The organism is Pseudomonas sp. IT-93MI4 (genome assembly GCF_949767635.1).
In the GTDB taxonomy this organism is placed as follows: Bacteria; Pseudomonadota; Gammaproteobacteria; order Pseudomonadales; family Pseudomonadaceae; genus Aquipseudomonas; species Aquipseudomonas putida_A.
In genome coordinates this window covers 79321-100358 of sequence record NZ_CATKPP010000007.1, presented here as the reverse complement: position 1 = coordinate 100358, position 21038 = coordinate 79321, and the positions used below count along the sequence as shown (strand labels likewise).

The window sequence follows — 21038 nt, the reverse complement described above, 5'->3', positions numbered from 1 at the left end:
AAGAACGATAACGCGGTCTAGACCTTGGCAACGCGCCACAAATACCAAGCTGCCACCGTCCGATACGGACTCCACGCCAAGCCGATCTCGATCATCTGCCTGCGCGTCGGCTGTACCTCCAGCGCCTTCAATCGGCGATAGCCCTCGCGCACGCCAAAATCATCCGCCGGCAGAATATCCATGCGCTCCAGGCTGTAAATCAGCAGCATCTCCACGGTCCAGCGGCCAACCCCGCGCAGGCTGACCAGGCGTTCGATCAGCGCTTCATCCTCCATTGCCAGCGCGGTGGGATAATCCGGCACTACACCGTCCAGCGTTGCCTGGGCGATGCCCTGAATGGTCGCAATCTTGCCCGCCGAAAAACCGCAGCCGCGCAGTTGATCGAAGTCGGTCGCGAGAATCTGTTCAGGCCGGGGAAACGTCTGCCCCGGAAACAGCGCCACCAGACGCCCGACAATTGCATCCCCAGCCTTGGCGTGCAGTTGCTGATAAGCAATTGCCCGCACCAGCGATTCGTAAGGGTCACGCGCCGGGTGCGGTTGATGCAGGCACTGGCCGACGGCTGCAACGTGGCGCTGCCAGTCCTCGTCGAGCGCGGCCAGAAATTCGCTGGCCGCCTGATAACGATCCGGCATGCTATTTCAGCAGTCCGTTGACTTCGCCGTAGGTCAGCGCCTTCAGATCATGGGTGTCGAGCTTGCCGCTGGCGAGGAAGCTTTTCACCAGCGAGCCCATTGCGCCGTAGAGGAACTCGGCGATCCCGGACCCGGCGCTCAAGCGCCGCACGCCCAGAGCTTGCAGCTCGGTCGGCGACGGCAGGCAGGCGAAGCCGAGCACGTTCACCGGCAGTGACGTGCCCTTGCAGATTGCCTCGATTTCATAAGCGGCGGTCACGCCAGCGGCAAACAAACCATCGGCTCCGGCCGCCTGATACAACCTCGAACGGCGCAGGGTTTCGGCGACGCGATCCTCGGCCGGGACCAGACCCTTGAGGTAGACGTCAGTGCGCGCGTTGATGAACAGCTTCACATCACGCTTCTGAGCAATCTGCCGTGCTACTTCGATCTTGCGCGCCAACAGCTCCGGGGCGCCGCTGCCGTCCTCGATATTGATCCCGACCGCACCGGCGGCAAGCACCGCGTCGATCACTTCGGCCACGCGCTTGAGGTCATCGGAATAACCCGCCTCGATGTCCACGCTCAGCGGCACCTGGATCACCCGCGCGATGGATTCCACGGTTGAAATCAGCAGTTCGAGGGGCAGGGTGTTGCCGTCTGGATAGCCATGCGCCCAAGCGACTGCCGCGCTGCTGGTGGCGACCGCTTTACCGCCTGCATGCTCGACCAGTCGCGCGCCAGTGGCGTCGGCGACGTTGGTCAGGATCAGCAGACCTTCCTGGTGTAACTGGTGGAACCGAGTGTCGAGCGCGTTCATCGAAATCCCTTCTTGTAAGTGGAGCGAAGTGTCAGAAAACCAGTGGTTGCGTGAGCTGCACCGCAGCGTTTTCCAGCCTCAGCAGAAACGCCTTGCGCGGCTGTCCACCACCATAGCCGGTCAGCGTACCGTCCGCACCGATCACCCGATGGCACGGAACCACGATCGACAGCCGATTGTGCCCATTGGCCAAACCTACCGCGCGACTGGCGCCGGGTTTGCCCAGGCGTGAGGCGATGGCGCCGTAGGTGCTGGTCTGGCCATAAGGAATTTGCAGCAGTTGCTCCCAGACTTGCCGGTCGAACGCGCTGCCGGGCAGGTGCAGCGGGACGCTGAACAGAGTGCGGGTCCCGGCAAAATATTCGTTGAGTTGCTCTTCGATCTGCCGCAAATGCGCGTTGTGTCCCGGTGCGACCACGTAGCCATGGCGGGCCTGCAGTTCCTCGACCTCGCGGGTCAGCGCCGGGCGATCGAGAAACTCCAGCAACACCAGTCCGCGACGTTCGGCCATCGCGATCATCGGCCCCAGCGGCGTGGTCAGGCGGGTGAACAGCAGCGGTTCACTGTTGGCCGCACGACCCGGGGTGATGTGGAACGACTTCTGGAACGCATCGCGAAAACCGCTGAGCGATTCGTAGCCGGAATCGAACGCCGCATGATCAATCGAGGTGCCTTGGCGAATGCCGCCCAGTGCCATGCCGAGCCGGCGCGTGCGCAGCCACGCATGAAAGGTCATGCCGAAATGCTGCTTGAACCAGCGCCGCAGCTTCAGCGGTTCGATGCCTTCGGCCAGCAGTTGCGCATCGCTCCAGCGCATTTCCGGGTCGGCATCGACGGCGGTGAGCAGGCGCTGCACCCAGTCGGGGGCGATGGCTGCGGCGTCCAGCGGCTTGCAGCGCAGGCAGGCGCGATAACCGGCGCTCAAGCACTCATCGGCATGGGCGAAGAATTCGACGTTCTCCGGTTTCGGCTTGCGCGCCGTGCAGCTGGGGCGGCAGAAGATCCCGGTGGTTTTCACGGCCGTGAAGAACACCCCTTCGTAGGCGGTGTCGCGTTCGAGCATGGCGCGAACCATCTCGGCGTGGGGCGGCAGGAGTGCGGTTTGTATGTTCATGGGCAGAGCTTAAATCCAGGATTTCGATGGCTCCACCGAAAAATCGACAGTGAATTTTTTCGATTCTGCACCACAATCAGCGGATCGCCGATTCGCTGGAGCCAACCATGCCACCGTTCATCATTCAACATATTGATCACATCGTCCTGCGTGTCGCCGATCTGCAACGCAGTATCGAGTTCTACCGCCAGGTCTTCGGCGCCGAGGTGGTCAGGCACAACGAACCATTGGGTCTGGTGCACCTGCGCGCCGGCACCTCGATGATCGACCTCGTCGACTTGCAAGGCGAACTGGGCAAAAAGGGTGGCGGGGCGGCCGGTACCGAGCGGCGCAACGTCGATCACTTCTGCCTGCGCATCGAGCCGTTCGATGAACTGGCGCTGACCGAGCACTTGCAGGCGCAAGGTCTGACTGTGGAAAAAGCCGCCCGACGCTTCGGCGCCGGGGGCTACGGCCTGTCGTTGTATTGCTTCGACCCGGACGGCAATCAGGTCGAACTCAAAGGGCCGTCCGAGGCCTAGGTATCACGCGCGTTTCGCCAGCAACAACACCGAAGCCGCCGCCGACAGCAGCCCCGCGCAGCAACGGTTGAAGATCCGTTTGCCGCGCGGCTCGGCGAACCAGCGGCGCATGTGCAGGCCCATCCACGCATAGGCGCCGATGGCAATCCATTCCAGCAGCAGAAACAGCGCGCCGAGCACCGCGAATTGCGCCGGCACCGGGCGGCTCGGATCAACGAATTGCGGCAGAAACGCGGTGAACAACAGGATCGCTTTCGGGTTGCCCGCCGCCACCAGAAACTCCTGACGCGCCAGCCGCCAGAACCCCACCGACGCTCCGGCGACCTGCTGCTCGGCCTCGGGGTTGGCGCGCCAGAGTTGCCAGGCCAGGTACAGCAGGTACGCCGCGCCAATGATCTTGATCGCATGGAACAGCCATTCCGAGGTCTGCAGCACCGCCGACAATCCAGCGCCGGCGAGGGCAATCATTGCGGCGAATGCAACGATTCGCCCGATACCGGCGGCGCAGGCCTGACGATAGCCGTAGCGGGTGGCATTGCTCACTGACAGCAGGTTGTTCGGGCCGGGGGCCATGTTCAGGGCGAAACAGGCCGGGAGAAACAGCGAAAGCGTGGCGAGATCCATGGGCTTGGGCTCCGGAAACGATGACGCTTTTTTATCACAGGCGGCGGGCGCGCTGACCCGTACAGTCACGCGGTGCTGTCGCGGTACAGCATCGGCAGCCCTTTAATCGAGTCGAACTTTTCTGATTCTTCAGAACTCTGAAAGGTCTGAAGGCGATGGTTTGGTCAGAAAAATCTGTGCGCCAAGTCAGAAAAAGGCGTTTGCCGTGTAATATCCGTCCAAAGCTGCAAACACCCTGCCGGCCCCGAAGCGGCCCCACCAAGAGCGATCTACATGCAAGCAAAGGCCCGTGAAGTTTATGTGCCACCGGTGCTGCAAGATCTGCGAGCCGGCACTGCCGAACTGCACATCGCACTGGAAAAACGTCTTCCTTTTTTCTCCGATACCCTCGATTCCAACGCTTTTTTACGGCTGATGCAGGCCTACTACGGTTTTTATCGACCGCTGGAAAGTGCACTGCTCGACAGTGGCGTGATCCCGGTCGATTTCGATCTTGCGCCACGTCTCAAGGCGCCGACCCTGTTCAATGATCTGCAGGCGCTGGGCCTGACGGCCGAGGCCATCGCTCGCTTGCCACTGTGTCAGTCGTTGCCGGTGATCGACTCCAGCGATGCCTGCCTGGGGGTGTTGTACGTGCTGGAAGGGGCAACCCTCGGCGGGCAGATCCTGCGCCGCGAAATCGCCTCGCGGTTGAGCCTGAACGCCGACAATGGCGCGGCATTCCTCGATATTTATGGCGCCGCCACCGGCCGCCGCTGGCGCGCTTTCATTGAATACCTGGGCAGTCGATCGCTGGATGCGAGCGAACGTGAAGCCGTGGTTGCGGCGGCCCGAACCACATTCAGTTGTTTCGAGCGCTGGCTCGAAAGCCGGGAGGTACTGGCATGAACCCGCAAGACCAAGAAGCCTTTGAAGAACTGCTGGCCAACTGTGCCGACGAACCGATCCGCTTTCCCGGGGCAATCCAGCCCCACGGCCTGTTGCTGACTCTGAGCGAGCCGGCGCTGGACATCATTCAGATCAGCGCCAACGTCGAGACCCTGCTGGCACGCCCGGCGCAAGAACTGATCGGCCAGCCACTGCACGAATTGCTGGGTGAGACGCACGCGGCGGCCGTGCGCGAGGCGTTGCAACAACCGGTATTTGCCGATGCCGGACCGCTGCACTTTCGCCTCAACGGCACCGCGTTCGAAGGTCTGCTGCACCGTCATCAAGGCGTGTTGATTCTGGAACTGGAAATCCACGTCGAGAACTTCCAGCCGCGCAACGTCGCCGGCAACCAGACCCATCTGGGGCGCATGCTCCAGCGACTGCAAGCGGCCACTTCGCTGCAGGCGCTGTACGACATCAGCGTCAAGGAAATCCAGGCAATGACCGGTTACGATCGGGTGCTGATCTACCGCTTCGAGGAGGAGGGCCACGGTCAGGTGATCGCCGAGGCGTCCGACCCGTCAATGGAAGTGTTTAACGGCCTGTTTTTCCCGGCCTCGGACATCCCCGAGCAGGCGCGCGAGCTGTACCGCACCAACTGGCTGCGGATCATCCCGAATGCCGATTACCAGCCGGTGCCGCTGGTGCCCAAGTTGCGCCCGGACACCCAGACCCCGCTGGACCTGAGTTTTGCCACTCTACGCAGCGTCTCGCCGATTCATTGCCAGTACATGAAGAACATGGGCGTGCTGTCGTCGATGAGCATCTCGCTGCTCAAGGGCGACAAACTCTGGGGCCTGATCAGCTGCGGCAACCGCCAGCCGCTGCACGTGCCGCATGAACTGCGCAGCGCGTGCCAGACCATCGGTCAGGTGCTGTCGCTGCAGATCAGCGCGATGGAAGCGCTGGAAATCAGCCGCCAGCGCGAGGAGAAAGTCGAGGCGTTGGCGCTGCTCAATCAGGTCATGATCGACTCGCCGGAAAACGTCTTCGACGGTCTGGCGCAACAACCCCAAGTGCTTATGGCGCTGGCCGGGGCCGGGGGCATTGCGATCATCGAAGACAAGCAATTGCACCGTTATGGCAACTGCCCGGAGCCGGAAGACATTCGCGCCCTGCACAAGTGGTTGCAGAACACCGGCGAGCCGGTATTCGCCAGCCATCATCTGGCGAGCGTTTATCCGCCAGCCGCGCAGTTTCAGCAAGTGGCCAGCGGCGTGCTTGCCATGAGCCTGCCCAAACCGGTGGACAACGGGGTGATGTGGTTCCGTCCCGAGGTCAAGGAAAACATCAACTGGAGCGGCGACCCGCGCAAACCGCTGGATCTGGAAAATTCCGACGCCGGCCTGCGTCTGCGTCCGCGTACTTCGTTCGAAATCTGGAAAGTCGAGATGGCCGGGATCTCCACCAAATGGAGTCATGGCGATCTGTTCGCGGCCAACGATTTGCGCCGTTCGGCACTGGAAAACGACCTGGCGCGACAGGTACGCCGCGAGCAGGAGGCGGTGCGCGCCCGTGATGAACTGGTGGCGGTGGTTTCCCATGACCTGCGCAACCCGATGACCGTGATTTCCATGCTCTGCGGCATGATGCAGAAGACCTTCAGTTCCGACGGCCCGCACACCTCGCGGCGCATCTCCACGGCTATCGACACCATGCAGCAGGCAGCTGGGCGGATGAACACGCTACTGGAAGATCTGCTCGACACCTCGAAGATCGACGCCGGGCGCTACACCATCGCCCCGCAGACCCTGGATGTCGGGCAGATGTTCGAGGAAACCCAGTCGCTGCTCGGGCCACTGGCGCTGGACAAGGACATCAATATCTCGTTCGAGGCCGATCCCGACCTGAAAATCCACGCCGACCCGGAGCGCCTGTTTCAGGTGCTGTCGAACCTGATCGGCAACGCGATCAAGTTCACCCCGCGCAAAGGTTCGGTGGGCGTGTTGGCCAAGTCTGACGGCAAAGAGATCGTGTTTACCGTGCGCGATACCGGCGAAGGCATTCCCAAGGAAAACCTGGCGCGGGTGTTTGACCGCTACTGGACGGTGAAGGAGGGTAACCCGACCGGAACCGGACTGGGCTTGTACATCACGCAGGGGATTGTTGAAGCCCACGGCGGGCGCATCGAGGCCAGCAGTGAGCCGGGTGAGGGCACGGAGTTTCGGTTTACCGTGCCGGCGATGCTCTCCGGGGAATGAAGAAATCCGTGCCACGTTAAACGGGGCACGGATTTTGGGTGGTTAGCCCAGATCGCTCAACGACATGAACACGTGTTTCGGCATCGGTACAAATCGATTGTTGCGCAGTTGGCTGATCGCATACACCGCGCTGGCGGTACGACCATTGCCGTCGCCGAAGCCTTGAAAGCCGGCGATGGCCGCCAGCAAGTGTTTGTCGAAGTGCTCATGGGTGGCATCGAGCGTCTTCAGATGTTGTTCCAGCGAAGCATAACCGCTGATGCTGCCACCATATTTTGTTGGCTGTCCTACCTCGCGCACAGACTCCGCCAGTTGAGGCACCAATCGAGCGTGGATCTCTTTGACCACGGTCGCATCGGTGAGCGATTTATTGTTGCTCGTATACTCGCGCAGGATCGCGACAATGTGCTCCAGTTCGTTGTCGGAGGACGAACCCTTGACCATCCAGGCTCCGGCTCTCTGCGCATTGTCGGTGAAACCCTGCGGGTTGAACGCCGTTTCGGGCATCACGTCGCTGTAGGGTGGCTTGCCCAGATCCGTCTTCAAGATGCTTTGCTGATGATTCTTCAGATAGATGACTTTCCTGGATTCAAGCTCGGCCATTGATCCAAGTATTTCCGAATAGTCACCAGCTTTTGTAGTGAACTTTGTGCCGTTGAACCGGGGGCCTCTGCTTTTGGTGAAGCTGATCAGTACGTCGTTCGCCGCGGCATGACCGATTAACGATTCCAGTTGCTGGAATCCCTTTGAGGACTGAGTCGCTTCCCTCGTTGCAGCGTTGAACAGATGCTGCAGTTCTGTCGCATTGCCGCCCTTGGGTATGGAAACAACGTCCTGGCTCAGGCGTGTGACGAGCTGTTCGACTGTTTCGAGTGCATCATCCTTGAACAATGCCCGTGCATGCGCCAGCGTCGGCAACGTCATGCGAATCTCCGCTGCAACCCCGGTCTTGCTCAGGGCCTTGACCAGGTCGTACGAGCCGCTGCTGGTACTGCTCAGCGCTCGGAGTTGTCCGGCTCCGGCCCGGATGACGGTATGGCCGAAATGGCTGAGTTTCATCACGCCTTTGCCGACCAGTCTGGCGCCACCGTAAACCAGCTTCGGAACGCCATCGAGCGGATTGAACACCGACAGCGCTACGCTTGCGCCGACCTTGCTCAGGCTTAACAGTCTTGTACTGCTGCCCAGCGCCTTGCTGAACGGCCCCAGCGCTCCGGCAAAGACGAAGAGGATCGCGGTCAGGTCCATCACACAGCTGAATATGGCGCCGCTGCGAAGATCCGGGTCACTGGAGGACAGGCCCCTGATGCACTGGCGGAACGGGATGACGATGTCGAGAATGGTTTCGGTGACGTTGTCCCAGTCATCATGTTTCTTCTCCAGGGCGGGTCTGTCGTAACTGATTGCATAAAACTGATCGTAATGGGTCGGGGGATTATGTTCGGCAATGATTTCGCCGATCTTGTCGAAACGTTCCGAGTTGAAACTGTGCATAGGGCTACGCGTAAGGGGTAGCGCGTCGTCAGGTTCATCGAATTCGGCAAAGCGTTCGAGAATGATGCCCGGCCTGTCTCGCAGCTCCTCGCTCAAGGGGGGCTGGCCTTCGAAGTAGGCGGTTTTCTCGATTCGCGCATGAAGATACGTCAGCGACTTGAAGTCTTTGTCGCCGTTCGGTCCCTCGGTAAACCATCCGATCTCATCGAGTGTCTGGCCGCGGATGTAGGCTCCAGCAAGAGCCGGATTATTGCGGCAAATGCCTTGCAGGGGGAATATTTCAAAACAGTAGAACTGCAATCCATACTTGCAAAACAGCATGTTGCCGAAGCGCGCTGTTTTACGTGGATCAAACGGCACAAAGCTGCTGTTTATCGGGGTTTGTATGGAGAAGTCGCGAACGCTGAATATGGCCACCTTGCCAAATTCAAGTGCCATCCGTTCTTCCAGTGACAATCGTGAAAGTGTCAGGCGCACAGTGGTATTGATGGCCGTTTTGTATTGCTTGAAGTGTTCTTTTACTTTTGCCTTGTAAATATCGTTGATTGGCTCGAGTGTCAGCAGATCCGGATACGCCTTGTAGATACTTGTGCCGGATTGCCTGTCATAGCCCTTTTTGAACAGCAAGTTGCGGGTCATATAAACATCAAGTACGGAATGATAATTGCGTTTGTATCCGTATTCGACCGGCAACGCTATTTGCATCATCGGGTCGCAACCAACGTCGTACAGCTCGGCCTTCGCCAGCTTGCGCCGGCTGACCGGTGGGGTGGCAATCGTTGTCAGTGCGGCGTTGATCGCCTCGATGTGGGCGTTGTATTGGGTGGCTGCCTGCTTGAACAGCTCCTGGGTTGGCAGGTCATTGGCATTCTCAGGTTCCAGGCCATTCAGCATCGACCAGTCCATGATGCCTTGCAGGTTCGCCCAGTCATGCAGGGTCTGCTGTTGTGTACTGGTGGGCAACATAGCGCCCAATTCAAGCAGCTTGTCATAGGACATCTGACTGGACAGGCCAGGCGCGATGCTCTCGGCCAGACTTACCGATTTGCGCAAAATTACCCAGCCTGGCGTGCCGATCTGTAGCGTCGTGGGTGTCCTGACCAGGAATTCGGGCGCAAGTCCGGCGAGGATCAGTTCCAGCGTCATGGGAACTGCATATTCCTTGATACGTCGGCGTCCGAGTGCCTGTTCCAGTGCCAGGTTGACCTCATGGGAGGTAGCCTGCACGTAACCTGGGTTATAGATATTTTGCTCGATGAAATTCTGGTTCTTGTCATCGCGACCCAACGACAAATCCAGCATGACCGCTGCGACCAGCAGGCGACTGCGCTGCGCTGTGCTCAGCACAGTCGCATTGGCCATGGACGGCTCGTTCAACGCTTCGAAGCAGGACTGGGCGAAAGCTTTGGCTTCTTCGGTCTCGATCAGCAGTGCCCAGGCGCGACGCGGGTATTCACGCAGGGCTGTCGGCGTCTCTTTCTTGAGCAGTGCGCCCGCCAGATAATTGATCAGCGGTTCCGCGCGCGGCTCGCCCTTGTCCATCAACTTATGGATGACCTGGTAGATAGCCGATTGCTGATCTTCGTCGATGCACAGCTCTGTTGCGCCGGTTTCGTTCGATATCCCCCAGTAGTTGCCATGTGTCGGTGGCAGCGGCAACGTCAGTTCGAGCCAGGCAATCAGGTTTTGAATCTGTTCCACGCTCTTGGGCAGGTTCAGTTGCTGGAACTGCAGCCAGTTGAGCAAGGGCAGACGGTCGCTTGAAGACACGATGCCACCTGTCATGACTGCACTGCTGGCCAGCAGTTGCAGGTCGGCTTTCAACGAATCAATCTCGTTGATCTGCTGGGTGATATCAATGCGCTCGATAAACGTCCCGACAGTTGTTTGGATTTCATGGACTTGAAAGATTTCGCCCTTTTTATTGACCAGTGTCCAGTTGTCATCATTGATTTCTAACGTATCGACGATTGCAACGAATTGTGGCTGACGTACCAGTTGGCGCAGGACGATGTGTGCCGAAAAATGCGCTTGATTGAATAGACTTCCCTCAAGAGTCGATATGCACAATTGTTTGTTATTAACACGGTTGGTGGGGTAGGCATAGTTGTCGCTGGCCTTGGCCTTTTCCCACTTTTCGAGCATGGCTCTCATTGCCTGCGCAATAGCACGTCGCTCAAGTTGCTCACTTGATAGAGGTGCTGGGGTAAAAAGATTGGTTAAAGTCGTCATTGGGTGTCAGTCCATCCATGGCTATATAGGTGGGTCAATAAACGGGTATAGCGAAGTTTTGTTTTCGCATGGCGACTATATCGGCGCAGTCAGGGTTTGTTCTGCAGTATTGGTTTCAATGTATGTTTCCTGTCGGTCGATACGAGGGCAATTTTGTTCAATACAGGAGGCTATGCCTTAGTTAGCCTGAGTCTCTTTCTCCCCAATCTGCGGCAGGTGCGTTATGAGTCTGATTGTGTCGATGGCGGCGTTCGCGCTGGTGGCGTCCATAACCCCGGGCCCGGTGAACATCGTCGCGCTGAGTTCCGGTGCGCAGTTCGGCTTTCGGGCCAGTCAGCGGCACGTGGCGGGAGCGACGCTGGGGTTTGTGTTGTTGCTGGTACTGATGGGCCTGGGCCTGCATGAAGTCCTGAAACTGTGGCCATTCCTGACCCGGGTGGTGCAATTGGCCGGGGTGGCGTTTCTGTTGTTCATGGCCTGGAAACTGGCTGCCGATGACGGCCAGTTGCATGCCGGCGAGGCGGGGCGGGCGCCGTCGATGTTGTACGGCGCGGTGATGCAATGGCTCAACCCGAAAGCCTGGCTGGCGTGTGTGGCAGGGATGGGCGCGTTTGTCGCCGATGGCGAGGCACGGCTGGTCTGGCAGTTCGCCGCGGTGTATCTGGTGATCTGTTATCTGTCGGTCGGTTGCTGGGTCTATGCCGGGACGTTTCTGCGTGGGTATCTGGGCAATCCGAAGGGGATGCGCCTGTTCAATCGGTTGATGGCCTTGTTGCTGGCGGCGAGCGCGGGTTATCTGCTGTTGCCGTGAGCCCGGCGCCAGGATCAGCCGCGATATTGGCCGGGGGTTGCCGCCAGATGCTGTTTGAACGCGCGCTGAAAATGCGCCTGATCGGCAAACCCCGCTTCCAGTGCGACATCGGCAATCAACTGGCCGCTGCGCAGGCGTTCGCGGGCGAACTGGATGCGCTGGTTGACCACAAAGGCATGCGGGGTCATGCCGTAATGCTGCTTGAACGCACGGATCAGATACGACGGTGACAACTGCGCCGCCGTGCAGATGTCCTCCAGGCTGAGCAGATCGGTGCAGTGTTCGCGAATGAAGTCGGCAGCGCGTTCGAGCTTGAAATTCGGTTCGCGCAACGGTGGTTCAGCCGGGTTCAGGCGTAGTTGCAGATCGCTGAAAAACTCCACCGCTGCGCTGTGTTTGCGCAGTACGTCCTGCTGCTCGTCGACAAGGGTGGCGTAAAGCCCTTGCAGGTCACGAAACAGTCGCGGGTCATCCAGATGAGTAGTGGAGAACCGCCGAAACTCCAGCTCCGCACTGAACCCCAGTTGATGCTGCAAATCCGTCAGCCACGGCGTCTCGACATACAACATCAAGTACGACCACGGCTGATCATCGATCGGATTGCAGGCATGCACGTCGCCCGGGTTCATTAGCACCACAGTGCCGGCGGCGACTTCGAACGTCGATTGCTCATGCACATAAATGCTCCGCCCGGCGGTGATCGCGCCAATTGAAAAATGCGCATGGGAATGGCGCGAGTAGCAGACCTCACGGCCATCGGCGATGGCCCGCGCTTCGATGAAGGGCAGGGCATCGTCGCGCCAGAAGCGAGGGGCTTTTTCAGGGTTTTTGGCGGCAGCGTGTTTCATCGTTATGGTTCCCGGCAGGCCAGAACCGGAGTGTATTAGCTCTGGCCGGCAAAGGCCCGCTCCAGTTCGGCGATGTCGAGTTTTTTCATCTTGAACATTGCCTGCATCGCCCGTTGCGACTTGCTGGTGTCGGGGTCCTGCATCATGTGCATGAACGCCACCGGCACGATCTGCCACGACACCCCGAACTGGTCCTTGAGCCAGCCGCATTGCTGGGCCTCGACCGGGCCACCGGCCGACAGGTTGCCCCAGAAGTGGTCGACTTCTTCCTGATTCTGGCAATTGACCTGAAACGAAATGGCTTCACTGAACTTGAACATCGGCCCGCCGTTGAGGCCGGTGAAGGTCTGGCCGTCGAGTTCGAAACTGACGGTCATTACCGCGCCTTCCGGCTTGCCGTGAAATTCCTGGCCGACTTTGCTGTAGTGGGTCAGGCCGGTGATTTTCGAATGGTCGAAGATCGAGCAATAGAACTTCGCGGCGGCTTCGGCCTGATCATCGAACCACAGGCACGGTGTGAGTTTTTGAAAGCGTTGCATGGCAGTCATCCTCGGCAGGTTAGACACGCAGGATTTACAGCGTAGTCAGTCCTTGGTCGAATGGCGGTGCCGTAGATCGACAAGTGCGTCGCTTGCCGCCAAACCCTGTAGGAGTGAGCCTGCTCGCGATGGCGTAGGGTCAGGCAACGCCTATGCAAGCTGCGACGACGCCATCGCGAGCAGGCTCACTCCTACAAGGAGCGCCGCTCGGCAATCATCAACAGCGACTGCGGCACCGGGCTTTGCGGATGCTGCGGCTCTTGCAGGCTGACCAGGTGAAACCCGGCCATGTCCAGCGCGTTGCACCAGCTCGACAGCGTGCGGAAATACCACGGCATCGGCTGCCACTGGCCTTTGAACCCGGCAAAGGATTCTTCTCGCCAGCCGTCCTGATAATCGCCGGCCGCCACGGCCCACGGATGCAGGGTCTGAATGATCATGGCGCCGCCGGGAACCAGCAACGCCTGCATCGCGGCGAGCAATGGAATGATGTCCTGATGCAGCAGCGAGAAGTTGGCGCAGATCAAATCGTAATCACGACCGATGTCGACTTCGTCCTCGACCAGCGTCTGGTAACTGGCGACGTGCACGCTGGTTGAACCGGCCGCGCGTGCAGCCTCGATCAACGTCGCATCGCCATCGACGCCCGCCGAATCGATACCGCGATCCGCCAGCGCCCGCAACAACCAGCCTTCGCCGCAACCCAGATCCAGCACGCGTCCCGGTTGGCGGCCCATGATCGCCAGCAGGATCGCCTGATCGGTGACCTGCTGACGGCTTTCGATGGCACCGCTGCGGATCGCGTCGATCCAGGCATCAGCGTTGGTGTGCCAGCTCTGTAACAAGATGGATTCAGGGGAGGGCATGGCGCTGTCTCCGGTATAAGCCGATTGTGGGCGTTCGCTTGTTGGCTGCTATGTTCAAAGGCTGAACAGAGTCTGGCAGAGGATAGACACCATGAACTCATTAACTGGCGGCTGCCTGTGCGGCGATGTGCGTTTCGAAGCATCGGGCCAACCTTACCGTGTCGGCATCTGCCACTGCCTCGATTGCCGCAAACACCACGGCACGTTGTTTCATGCCTCGGCGATATTTCCCGAGAATGCCGTGACCGTCAGTGGCAAGACCGGCGAATATCAAGGGCGGGTGTTCTGTCCGCGCTGTGGTTCGCCGGTACTGGCGCGTTCGGGGGATGAAATTGAAGTGAATGTCGGCTCGCTGGACGCGCCGAACCAGTTCAAGCCGACTTATGAACTGTGGACTGTACGGCGTGAGTCATGGTTGCCCGCGCTGCCATTGGCGCACCACTACGAACGTGATCGCGAAGGGACGGGGCGTACCGAGGAATAGTACGCAGGTCAAGCCAATCATCCAGCCCACTCTGTGGAAGCTAGCCTGCTCGCGAATGCGGTGGGTCAGCCAACCCCATCATTGATTGACCGATTGCCTTCGCCAGCAGGCTGGCTCCCACACGGTTCCTGGTGTGACCGAGTATTCAGCAACCACCTGAAAACCTGTGGGAGCTGGCTTGCCAGCGATGAGGCCGGCACATCCACAATTGAAGTTGCCTGATCCACCGCCATCGCTGGCAAGCCAGCTCCCACAATGATGTGTGTCAGCCGCGAATAAATGCCAGCAGATCGGCATTGATCGTCGCCGCCTCAGTCGTCGGCATCCCGTGCGGAAACCCCGGATATGACTTCAGCGTGCCATTTGGCAGCAGTTTCGCCGACAAAGGCCCCGAGTTCGCATACGGTACGATCTGATCGTCCTCGCCATGCATCACCAGCACCGGCACGGTGACTTTCTTCAGGTCTTCAGTGAAGTCGGTCTGCGAGAACGCAACGATCCCGTCGTAATGCGCCTTGGCGCCGCCGATCATGCCCTGACGCCACCAGTTGCCGATGATCCCCTCAGACGGCTTGGCGCCCGGACGGTTGTAGCCGTAGAACGGGCCGCTGGGAATGTCGCGATAGAACTGCGCGCGATTGGCCGCCAGTTGCGCCTGAAAATCGTCGAACACCGATTTCGGCAAACCACCCGGATTGCTTTCGGTCTTGACCATCAACGGTGGCACCGCGCTGATCAATACGCCTTTGGCGACGTTGTCCTGACCATGCCGGGCGATGTAGTGGATGACCTCGCCGCCGCCGGTGGAGTGGCCGACATGCACCACGTTCTTCACCCCCAGGTGCTGAACCACCGCCAGCGCATCGTCGGCGTAATGGTCCATGTCGTGGCCGTCCCAGACCTGGCTCGACCGTCCGTGGCCTCGACGGTCGTGAGCAATCACCCGAAAGCCCTGGGCCAGAAAGAACAGCATCTGCGCATCCCAGTCATCCGAGCTGAGCGGCCAGCCGTGGTGGAAGTGGATCACCGGGGCGTCCTTCGGGCCCCAGTCCTTGTAGAAAATATCGACGCCGTCTTTGGTGGTGACAAATCCCATGTTCGCGACTCCTGACCAAGGTGATGGGTTACCGCGCTCGTCGCAGACCGGTCGTGACGGTTCGGATAAGCGCCGTTATCAGCCAGAAGATTAAAGTCGACATTTTTGCGATAGGGCATGACCGGTGGTCGCCACGTCTGGCTTCACGCGCAAATTAGGCTTTGCTGAAAGGGATAAGCCGAGGCGCGCACAGGCTTCAATGGCCGTAGCGACGCCCCTTCAGAATACCGTGAGTCTGAGGAAATCCCCCGATGCTGACCTTGAATATCAATGGCAAGGATCAGGAGCTCGATGTGCCGGCCGACATGCCGTTGCTCTGGGTCCTGCGTGACGTTGCGCACCTGACCGGTACCAAATTCGGCTGTGGCATGGCCCAGTGCGGCGCCTGCACCGTACACGTCGATGGCGCGCCGTTGCGCGCCTGTATCACGCCCGCCACCGCCGTGGCCCACGGCCAGAAGATTCTCACGATCGAAGGCCTTTCGACCGATGGCTCGCACCCGGTGCAACAGGCCTGGGCCGAGCTCGATGTGGTGCAGTGTGGCTACTGCCAGTCGGGGCAGATCATGTCGGCCGCCGCGCTGCTGGCGAAGATCCCCAAACCCACCGACAGCGATATCGATCAGGCGCTCTCCGGCAATATTTGCCGTTGCGGCACCTATCCCCGGATCCGCGCGGCGGTCAAGCGCGCGTCCGAAATCGGCTGAGGCATGTTGGGAGAAGGCTGATGAACAGTCCTGTATCGCGTCGCGGATTTCTCAAGGGCAGTGCCGTGCTGGGTGGCGGTCTGGTGGTGGCGTTTGTCGTCCCCGGTGCCCATCGATTTGCCTTGGCGGCGGAGAATGAAGGCAAGGTCTTCGCGCCCAATGCGTTTTTGCGCATTGCCGCCGACAACAGCGTAACGGTGTTGCTCGGGCACTCGGAAATGGGTCAGGGCATCTGGACCGGCCTGACCATGCTGATCGCCGAAGAGTTGGACGCCGACTGGTCGACGATCCGCGTCGAGCACTCGCCGGCCTCGGCCGCCAATTACGGCATGCCGGCGTTTGGCGGGATGCAGATCACCGGCGGCTCGACCTCGACCTGGATGGAGTTCGATCGCTACCGGCTGGCCGGGGCCACGGCGCGGCAGATGCTGGTGGAAGCGGCGGCCAAGCGCTTCAACGTCGCTGCGTCGACGCTTCGCACCGAATCGGGCGTCGTGATTGCCGGCGATAAACGCGCGACTTACGGCGAACTGGCGGACGCCGCCGGGCAACTGCCGGTGCCGGATCCGAAGTCAATCACGTTCAAGGAGGCCAAGGACTGGAAGGTCATCGGCAAACCGACCAAGCGTCTCGACACCCCGGAGAAAATCACCGGGCGCGCCAGGTTCGGCATGGACGTGCAATTCGAAGGCCTGATGACCGCGATGGTCGCCCGTGCGCCGGTGTTCGGTGCCACGGTCAAATCCTTCGAGGGCGCCGAGGCACTGGCGGTGCCCGGTGTGCACAAAGTGGTACAGGTGCCGACCGGTGTGGCGGTGATTGCCGATCATTACTGGGCGGCGAAACTTGGTCGCGATGCGCTGAAGGTCGATTGGGATCTCGGGCCGCACGCTGACCTGAGCAGCCAGGGCCTGCTCGACAGTTTCCGCAAACTGGCAGCGACACCGGGCACTTCCGCCAGCCAGGCTGGGGATCCGAAAGGCAACTTCGACAAGGCGGCGAAGAAAATCGACGTCGAATACAGCGTGCCGTATCTGGCGCACGCACCGATGGAACCGCTGAACTGCACAGTGAAGATCAGCGCCGAAAAGTGCGAGATCTGGACCGGCACGCAATTCCAGACCCTAGACCAGATGGTCGCCGGCAAGATCACCGGACTCAAACCGGAACAGGTGGCAATTCACACCGAATTTCTTGGCGGCGGATTCGGGCGGCGGGCCAATCCGACCTCGGACTTCGTCGCCGAAGCGGTGCAAGTGGCGAAAGCCGCCGGGCTGCCGGTGAAAACCGTGTGGTCGCGCGAGGACGACATTCGCGGCGGGTATTACCGCTCGATGTTCCTGCATCAGGCACGCATAGGCCTGGACGGGCAGGGCATGCCGCTGAGCTGGCAGCATGTGCTGGTCGGCCAGTCGATCATGGCCGGCACCATGCTCGAACAGACCATGGTCAAGAACGGCATCGACGCGACTTCGGTCGAAGGTGTGGCCGACAGCCCGTATATCAAGGGTCTGGCCCATCAACAGGTCGAGCTGCATTCGCCGCAGACCGGAATCAATGTGCTGTGGCTGCGTTCGGTGGGGCACAGCCACACCGCGTTCGTCATGGAGTCGCTGATCGATGAGATGGCCACGGCGGCGGGCAAGGACCCGATCGAATATCGACGCACCTTGCTCAAGGACCATGCGCGGCATCTCGGGGTGCTGAATCTGGCGGTGGAGAAGGCCAACTGGACAGCGCCGTTGCCTGACGGGCATGCATTGGGCGTGGCGGTGCACGAGTCGTTCGGCAGTTATGTGGCGCAGGTGGCCGAGGTCTCGCAGGAAAATCTGGCGATCCGCGTGCACCGCGTGGTGTGTGCGGTGGATTGCGGGATAGCGGTCAACCCGCAGAGCATCGCGGCGCAGATGGAATCGTGCATCACCTTTGGCCTGGGCATGGCGCTGCACAGCAAACTGACGCTCAAGGATGGCGCGGTGGTGCAGTCCAATTATCACGATTACCAGGTGCTGCGGCTCAACGAGATGCCGCTGGTCGAGGTGCATATCGTGCCCAGCAGCGACAAGCCCGGCGGCATCGGCGAGGCCGGGGTTCCGCCCACCGCGCCGGCGGTAGCCAATGCCGTGTATGCGCTGACCGGGCAACGCCTGCGTGAACTGCCGCTGCAACTGTCGGGGGTGTGAGATGAAACGACATCTGCTGTTGGGCACGGTGATATTGCTGGGGCTGGGCGGCTACGCCTCGGACCTGTTCGCCGACGATCAGGAAGCGCTCAAGGCGTTCGGCACGGTGCAGAAGGTGTTCCAGAGCCCGCGCTGCCAGAACTGCCACATCCCCGGCGACTCGCCGCTGCAGTTCGATGCGGGCAAACCACACGCGATGAATGTGGTGCGCGGCATGGACGGCAAGGGCGCCGCCGGTTTGCCCTGCGCCACTTGCCACGGGGAGACCAATCCGCCGGCCAGTTATGGCCCGCATGCACCGCCGGGGGCGCCGCACTGGAGCCTGCCGCCGGCGGCGCACAAGATGGCCTGGATCGGCCTGCCGCCGGACAAGTTGTGCGCGATGATCAAAGATCGTTCGAGCAATGGTGACCGTGATTTCGCCGCGCTGATCAAACATGTCAGCGACGACAAACTGGTGTTGTGGGGCTGGAACCCCGGAGCAGGGCGCGCACCGGTGCCGGTGCCGCATGACATTTTTGTGGCCCAGTTCAAGCTTTGGGCCGATGCTGGCGGGCCATGTCCGGTGGCGGGCGGTTGAGTCTGTGAGTCGCTGGCGAATCAAGCTACTCTAACGGTCATTGACCCTGATGGAGTGCGTGATGCTGGCCCCGATCAAACCCGCCAATGAAGCCACCCGAATTCAAGCGCTGCACGGCTTGAAGGTTCTTGATTCGGCGCCGGAGGAGCGTTTTGACCGGCTCACGCGGCTGGCCAAACGCCTGTTCAACGTGCCGATTGCGCTGGTGACGCTGGTGGATAAGGATCGGCAATGGTTCAAGTCGTGCGTCGGCCTCGACGTCAACGAAACCCCGCGTGATGTATCGTTCTGTGGGCACGCGATTCTTCAGGACGAATTGCTGCTGGTGCCTGATGCCAAGCAGGACAAGCGCTTTCATGACAATCCGCTGGTCACCGGCGAGCCGAAGATTCGTTTCTACGCGGGCTACCCGCTGACCGTGCCCAACGGCAACAAAATGGGCACGTTGTGCCTGATCGACACCCAGCCGCGCGAACTCGACGACGAGGAGCGTGCCCTGTTGCGCGATCTCGCTGGCATGGCCGAGCAGGAGTTGATGGCGGTGCAGATGGCGAGCATGGACGAGCTGACGCTGCTGTCCAACCGCCGCGGCTTCAAGACCCTGGCCCAGCATGCGCTGGACGCCTGCAAACACCGGGACAAACCGGCGACGCTGCTGTTTTTCGATCTCAATGACTTCAAGCAGATCAACGATCGTTACGGCCATGCCGAGGGCGACAGTGCGCTGAAGGCCTTTGCCGATGTGCTGCGCATCGCTTTTCGCGAGAGCGACGTGGTCGGGCGCTTGGGCGGTGACGAGTTCGTGGCGCTGCTGACCGGCTCCAGTCACGTTGAAACCACAGCGATCATGGCGCGGCTCAAGGAAATCCTCGACGAGCGCAATGCGATGTTGCAGCGCGGCTACGAGATTCGCTTCAGCGTCGGCCAGATCGAATACGATCCGCAACGCCATGAAACGGTGGATCGACTGCTGGCCGATGCCGACGAGGCGATGTATGCGCACAAGCAGGCGTTGAAACGGCGTTGATTCAGGCCTCATCGCTGGCAAGCCAGCTCCCACAGGTTTAGCGGCTGCCCACAAAATCCAGGTACACCGCAGAACCCTGTGGGAGCGGGCTTGCTCGCGAAAGCGTCCGGTCAGGCGATATCCATGTCGAATGTGCCGGCCTCATCGCTGGCAGGCCAGCTCCCACAGTTTTATCAGGTGCTCACGAAATCCCGGCACACTGCAGAACCTTGTGGGAGCTGGCTTGCCAGCGATGGCGTCCGGTCAGGCGATAGCGATGTTGAATGTGCCGGCCTCATCGCTGGCAAGCCAGCTCCCACAGTTTTATCGGGTGCTCACGAAATCCCGGCACACTGCAGAACCTTGTGGGAGCTGGCTTGCCAGCGATGGCGACCGGTCAGGCAGTAGCGATGTTGAATGTGCCGGCCTCTTCGTGAGCAAGCCCACTCCCACAGGTTTATCCGCTGTTCACGAAATTCAGGCTCACTCCTACAGGGGATTTGGGTTGTTGAAGACATTGCAGGCACAAAAAAACCCGCCGATTGGCGGGTTTTTTATCGGCAGACCGAAGATTACTCTTCGATGTTGCCCATGGCGGTGGTGTTGAAGCCGCCGTCCACGTACATGATTTCACCGCTGATGCCCGACGCCAGATCGGAGCACAGGAAGGCGCCGGCGTTGCCGACTTCTTCGATGGTGACGTTGCGGCGCAGTGGGGTTTGCGCTTCGTTGGCGGCCAGCATCTTGCGGAAGTTCTTGATGCCCGAGGCTGCCAGGGTACGGATCGGGCCAGCCGATACGCAGTTGACGCGGGTGCCGTCCGGGCCCAGGGAACCAGCCAGGTAACGTACGCCAGCTTCCAGCGAAGCCTTGGCCATGCCCATCACGTTGTAGTTCGGCATGGTGCGCTCGGCGCCCAGGTACGACAGGGTCAACAGGCTGCCGTTGCGGCCTTTCATCATTTCGCGACCAGCCTTGGCCAGGGCCACGAAGCTGTAGGCGCTGATGTCGTGAGCGATGCGGAAACCTTCACGGGTGGTGGCTTCGGTGAAGTCGCCGTCCAGTTGGTCGCCCGGGGCGAAGCCGACGGAGTGCACGATGCAGTCCAGGCCGTCCCACTTCTTGCTCAGTTCTTCGAAGACCTTGGCGATTTCTTCATCGCTGGCCACGTCGCACGGGAAGCACAGCTCAGGGCTCGAACCCCAGCCTTGAGCGAATTCCTCAACACGACCTTTCAGTTTGTCGTTCTGATAAGTGAAGGCAAGCTCAGCGCCCTCGCGATGCATGGCGGCAGCGATGCCGGATGCGATGGACAGCTTGCTGGCGACACCGACGATCAGTACGCGCTTACCGGCGAGAAAACCCATG

The 21038-nt window shown here is 60.3% G+C and carries 19 protein-coding genes; 9 read left to right on the top strand and 10 right to left on the bottom strand.

Annotated elements, in window-relative coordinates; genetic code table 11:
* Positions 1-17: 17 nt before the first annotated feature.
* The 3 genes from ACM6I7_RS05675 to ACM6I7_RS05665 are packed head-to-tail and all read right to left on the bottom strand — an operon-like array spanning position 18 to position 2548.
* Positions 18-635 (bottom strand): DNA-3-methyladenine glycosylase family protein, encoded by a 618-nt coding sequence (locus ACM6I7_RS05675; protein ID WP_097087952.1) that lies wholly within the window; start codon positions 633-635, stop codon positions 18-20.
* Between the two features lies 1 nt (position 636).
* Positions 637-1434, bottom strand: a complete 798-nt coding sequence (locus ACM6I7_RS05670; protein ID WP_414888123.1) for an isocitrate lyase/PEP mutase family protein — start codon at positions 1432-1434, stop codon at positions 637-639.
* Positions 1435-1465: 31 nt separating this feature from the next.
* Positions 1466-2548 (bottom strand): bifunctional transcriptional activator/DNA repair enzyme AdaA, encoded by a 1083-nt coding sequence (locus ACM6I7_RS05665; RefSeq protein ID WP_414888122.1) that lies wholly within the window; start codon positions 2546-2548, stop codon positions 1466-1468.
* Positions 2549-2655: 107 nt separating this feature from the next.
* Between ACM6I7_RS05665 and ACM6I7_RS05660 the strand changes: the two genes are divergently transcribed.
* Positions 2656-3069: a VOC family protein gene (locus ACM6I7_RS05660; RefSeq protein WP_414888121.1), complete on the top strand. Its 414-nt coding sequence runs from the start codon at positions 2656-2658 to the stop codon at positions 3067-3069.
* A 3-nt stretch (positions 3070-3072) separates the two neighbouring features.
* On the opposite strand, the gene ACM6I7_RS05655 is transcribed toward ACM6I7_RS05660, so the two are convergent.
* Positions 3073-3693, bottom strand: coding sequence for a LysE family translocator (locus ACM6I7_RS05655; RefSeq protein WP_414888120.1), 621 nt, complete (start codon positions 3691-3693; stop codon positions 3073-3075).
* A gap of 273 nt (positions 3694-3966) precedes the next feature.
* Here ACM6I7_RS05655 and ACM6I7_RS05650 point away from each other — a divergent pair, with 273 nt between their 5' ends.
* Both ACM6I7_RS05650 and ACM6I7_RS05645 read left to right on the top strand, forming a co-directional pair.
* A complete protein-coding gene (locus ACM6I7_RS05650; protein ID WP_414888119.1) occupies positions 3967-4581 on the top strand; it encodes a biliverdin-producing heme oxygenase in 615 nt (204 codons plus the stop codon).
* Positions 4578-6824 carry an ATP-binding protein gene (locus ACM6I7_RS05645; protein ID WP_414888118.1) on the top strand — a complete coding sequence of 749 codons (2247 nt, stop codon included), beginning with the start codon at positions 4578-4580 and terminating at the stop codon, positions 6822-6824. Before ACM6I7_RS05650 ends, ACM6I7_RS05645 begins: the two co-directional genes overlap by 4 nt.
* A gap of 42 nt (positions 6825-6866) precedes the next feature.
* Here ACM6I7_RS05645 and ACM6I7_RS05640 read toward each other — a convergent pair whose 3' ends face one another.
* Positions 6867-10550 carry a hypothetical protein gene (locus tag ACM6I7_RS05640; protein WP_414888116.1) on the bottom strand — a complete coding sequence of 1228 codons (3684 nt, stop codon included), beginning with the start codon at positions 10548-10550 and terminating at the stop codon, positions 6867-6869.
* 223 nt (positions 10551-10773) lie between these two features.
* On the opposite strand from ACM6I7_RS05640, the gene ACM6I7_RS05635 reads away from it, so the two are divergent.
* Positions 10774-11361 (top strand): LysE family translocator, encoded by a 588-nt coding sequence (locus ACM6I7_RS05635; protein ID WP_095139638.1) that lies wholly within the window; start codon positions 10774-10776, stop codon positions 11359-11361.
* Between the two features lie 14 nt (positions 11362-11375).
* On the opposite strand, the gene ACM6I7_RS05630 is transcribed toward ACM6I7_RS05635, so the two are convergent.
* From ACM6I7_RS05630 to ACM6I7_RS05620, 3 genes are all read right to left on the bottom strand, one after another.
* Positions 11376-12209: a helix-turn-helix domain-containing protein gene (locus tag ACM6I7_RS05630; RefSeq protein ID WP_414888115.1), complete on the bottom strand. Its 834-nt coding sequence runs from the start codon at positions 12207-12209 to the stop codon at positions 11376-11378.
* A 35-nt stretch (positions 12210-12244) separates the two neighbouring features.
* Positions 12245-12748: a VOC family protein gene (locus ACM6I7_RS05625; RefSeq protein ID WP_007965300.1), complete on the bottom strand. Its 504-nt coding sequence runs from the start codon at positions 12746-12748 to the stop codon at positions 12245-12247.
* Positions 12749-12939: 191 nt separating this feature from the next.
* Positions 12940-13614 (bottom strand): class I SAM-dependent methyltransferase, encoded by a 675-nt coding sequence (locus tag ACM6I7_RS05620; RefSeq protein ID WP_414888114.1) that lies wholly within the window; start codon positions 13612-13614, stop codon positions 12940-12942.
* A gap of 91 nt (positions 13615-13705) precedes the next feature.
* Between ACM6I7_RS05620 and ACM6I7_RS05615 the strand changes: the two genes are divergently transcribed.
* Positions 13706-14098 carry a GFA family protein gene (locus tag ACM6I7_RS05615; protein WP_115990084.1) on the top strand — a complete coding sequence of 131 codons (393 nt, stop codon included), beginning with the start codon at positions 13706-13708 and terminating at the stop codon, positions 14096-14098.
* 265 nt (positions 14099-14363) lie between these two features.
* Here the strand turns inward: ACM6I7_RS05615 and ACM6I7_RS05610 are convergent, their stop codons facing one another.
* Complete coding sequence (locus ACM6I7_RS05610; protein ID WP_285374503.1) at positions 14364-15194, bottom strand: alpha/beta fold hydrolase; 831 nt, start codon at positions 15192-15194, stop codon at positions 14364-14366.
* A 251-nt stretch (positions 15195-15445) separates the two neighbouring features.
* On the opposite strand from ACM6I7_RS05610, the gene ACM6I7_RS05605 reads away from it, so the two are divergent.
* From ACM6I7_RS05605 to ACM6I7_RS05590, 4 genes are all read left to right on the top strand, one after another.
* Positions 15446-15901 carry a (2Fe-2S)-binding protein gene (locus tag ACM6I7_RS05605; RefSeq protein ID WP_003224136.1) on the top strand — a complete coding sequence of 152 codons (456 nt, stop codon included), beginning with the start codon at positions 15446-15448 and terminating at the stop codon, positions 15899-15901.
* Positions 15902-15921: 20 nt separating this feature from the next.
* On the top strand, positions 15922-18084 hold the full coding sequence (locus ACM6I7_RS05600) for a molybdopterin cofactor-binding domain-containing protein (RefSeq protein WP_414888113.1): 2163 nt from the start codon (positions 15922-15924) through the stop codon (positions 18082-18084).
* A gap of 1 nt (position 18085) precedes the next feature.
* Complete coding sequence (locus ACM6I7_RS05595; RefSeq protein WP_098968275.1) at positions 18086-18664, top strand: hypothetical protein; 579 nt, start codon at positions 18086-18088, stop codon at positions 18662-18664.
* Between the two features lie 61 nt (positions 18665-18725).
* Positions 18726-19691 carry a sensor domain-containing diguanylate cyclase gene (locus ACM6I7_RS05590; protein WP_414888112.1) on the top strand — a complete coding sequence of 322 codons (966 nt, stop codon included), beginning with the start codon at positions 18726-18728 and terminating at the stop codon, positions 19689-19691.
* A gap of 551 nt (positions 19692-20242) precedes the next feature.
* Here ACM6I7_RS05590 and fabI read toward each other — a convergent pair.
* Positions 20243-21037 carry an enoyl-ACP reductase FabI gene (fabI, locus tag ACM6I7_RS05585; protein ID WP_003202751.1) on the bottom strand — a complete coding sequence of 265 codons (795 nt, stop codon included), beginning with the start codon at positions 21035-21037 and terminating at the stop codon, positions 20243-20245.
* Position 21038 lies beyond the last annotated feature (1 nt).

What these genes read in the sequence shown, in the direction of transcription:
- ACM6I7_RS05590 (WP_414888112.1), top strand. Translation starts at nt 18,726, where the DNA reads ATGCTGGCCCCGATCAAACCCGCCAATGAAGCCACCCGAATTCAAGCG.
- ACM6I7_RS05630 (WP_414888115.1), bottom strand. Translation starts at nt 12,209, where the DNA reads ATGAAACACGCTGCCGCCAAAAACCCTGAAAAAGCCCCTCGCTTCTGG.
- ACM6I7_RS05670 (WP_414888123.1), bottom strand. Translation starts at nt 1,434, where the DNA reads ATGAACGCGCTCGACACTCGGTTCCACCAGTTACACCAGGAAGGTCTG.
- fabI (WP_003202751.1), bottom strand. Translation starts at nt 21,037, where the DNA reads ATGGGTTTTCTCGCCGGTAAGCGCGTACTGATCGTCGGTGTCGCCAGC.
- ACM6I7_RS05660 (WP_414888121.1), top strand. Translation starts at nt 2,656, where the DNA reads ATGCCACCGTTCATCATTCAACATATTGATCACATCGTCCTGCGTGTC.
- ACM6I7_RS05620 (WP_414888114.1), bottom strand. Translation starts at nt 13,614, where the DNA reads ATGCCCTCCCCTGAATCCATCTTGTTACAGAGCTGGCACACCAACGCT.
- ACM6I7_RS05675 (WP_097087952.1), bottom strand. Translation starts at nt 635, where the DNA reads ATGCCGGATCGTTATCAGGCGGCCAGCGAATTTCTGGCCGCGCTCGAC.
- ACM6I7_RS05665 (WP_414888122.1), bottom strand. Translation starts at nt 2,548, where the DNA reads ATGAACATACAAACCGCACTCCTGCCGCCCCACGCCGAGATGGTTCGC.
- ACM6I7_RS05655 (WP_414888120.1), bottom strand. Translation starts at nt 3,693, where the DNA reads ATGGATCTCGCCACGCTTTCGCTGTTTCTCCCGGCCTGTTTCGCCCTG.
- ACM6I7_RS05600 (WP_414888113.1), top strand. Translation starts at nt 15,922, where the DNA reads ATGAACAGTCCTGTATCGCGTCGCGGATTTCTCAAGGGCAGTGCCGTG.
- ACM6I7_RS05650 (WP_414888119.1), top strand. Translation starts at nt 3,967, where the DNA reads ATGCAAGCAAAGGCCCGTGAAGTTTATGTGCCACCGGTGCTGCAAGAT.
- ACM6I7_RS05640 (WP_414888116.1), bottom strand. Translation starts at nt 10,550, where the DNA reads ATGACGACTTTAACCAATCTTTTTACCCCAGCACCTCTATCAAGTGAG.
- ACM6I7_RS05635 (WP_095139638.1), top strand. Translation starts at nt 10,774, where the DNA reads ATGAGTCTGATTGTGTCGATGGCGGCGTTCGCGCTGGTGGCGTCCATA.
- ACM6I7_RS05615 (WP_115990084.1), top strand. Translation starts at nt 13,706, where the DNA reads ATGAACTCATTAACTGGCGGCTGCCTGTGCGGCGATGTGCGTTTCGAA.
- ACM6I7_RS05605 (WP_003224136.1), top strand. Translation starts at nt 15,446, where the DNA reads ATGCTGACCTTGAATATCAATGGCAAGGATCAGGAGCTCGATGTGCCG.
- ACM6I7_RS05595 (WP_098968275.1), top strand. Translation starts at nt 18,086, where the DNA reads ATGAAACGACATCTGCTGTTGGGCACGGTGATATTGCTGGGGCTGGGC.
- ACM6I7_RS05645 (WP_414888118.1), top strand. Translation starts at nt 4,578, where the DNA reads ATGAACCCGCAAGACCAAGAAGCCTTTGAAGAACTGCTGGCCAACTGT.
- ACM6I7_RS05625 (WP_007965300.1), bottom strand. Translation starts at nt 12,748, where the DNA reads ATGCAACGCTTTCAAAAACTCACACCGTGCCTGTGGTTCGATGATCAG.
- ACM6I7_RS05610 (WP_285374503.1), bottom strand. Translation starts at nt 15,194, where the DNA reads ATGGGATTTGTCACCACCAAAGACGGCGTCGATATTTTCTACAAGGAC.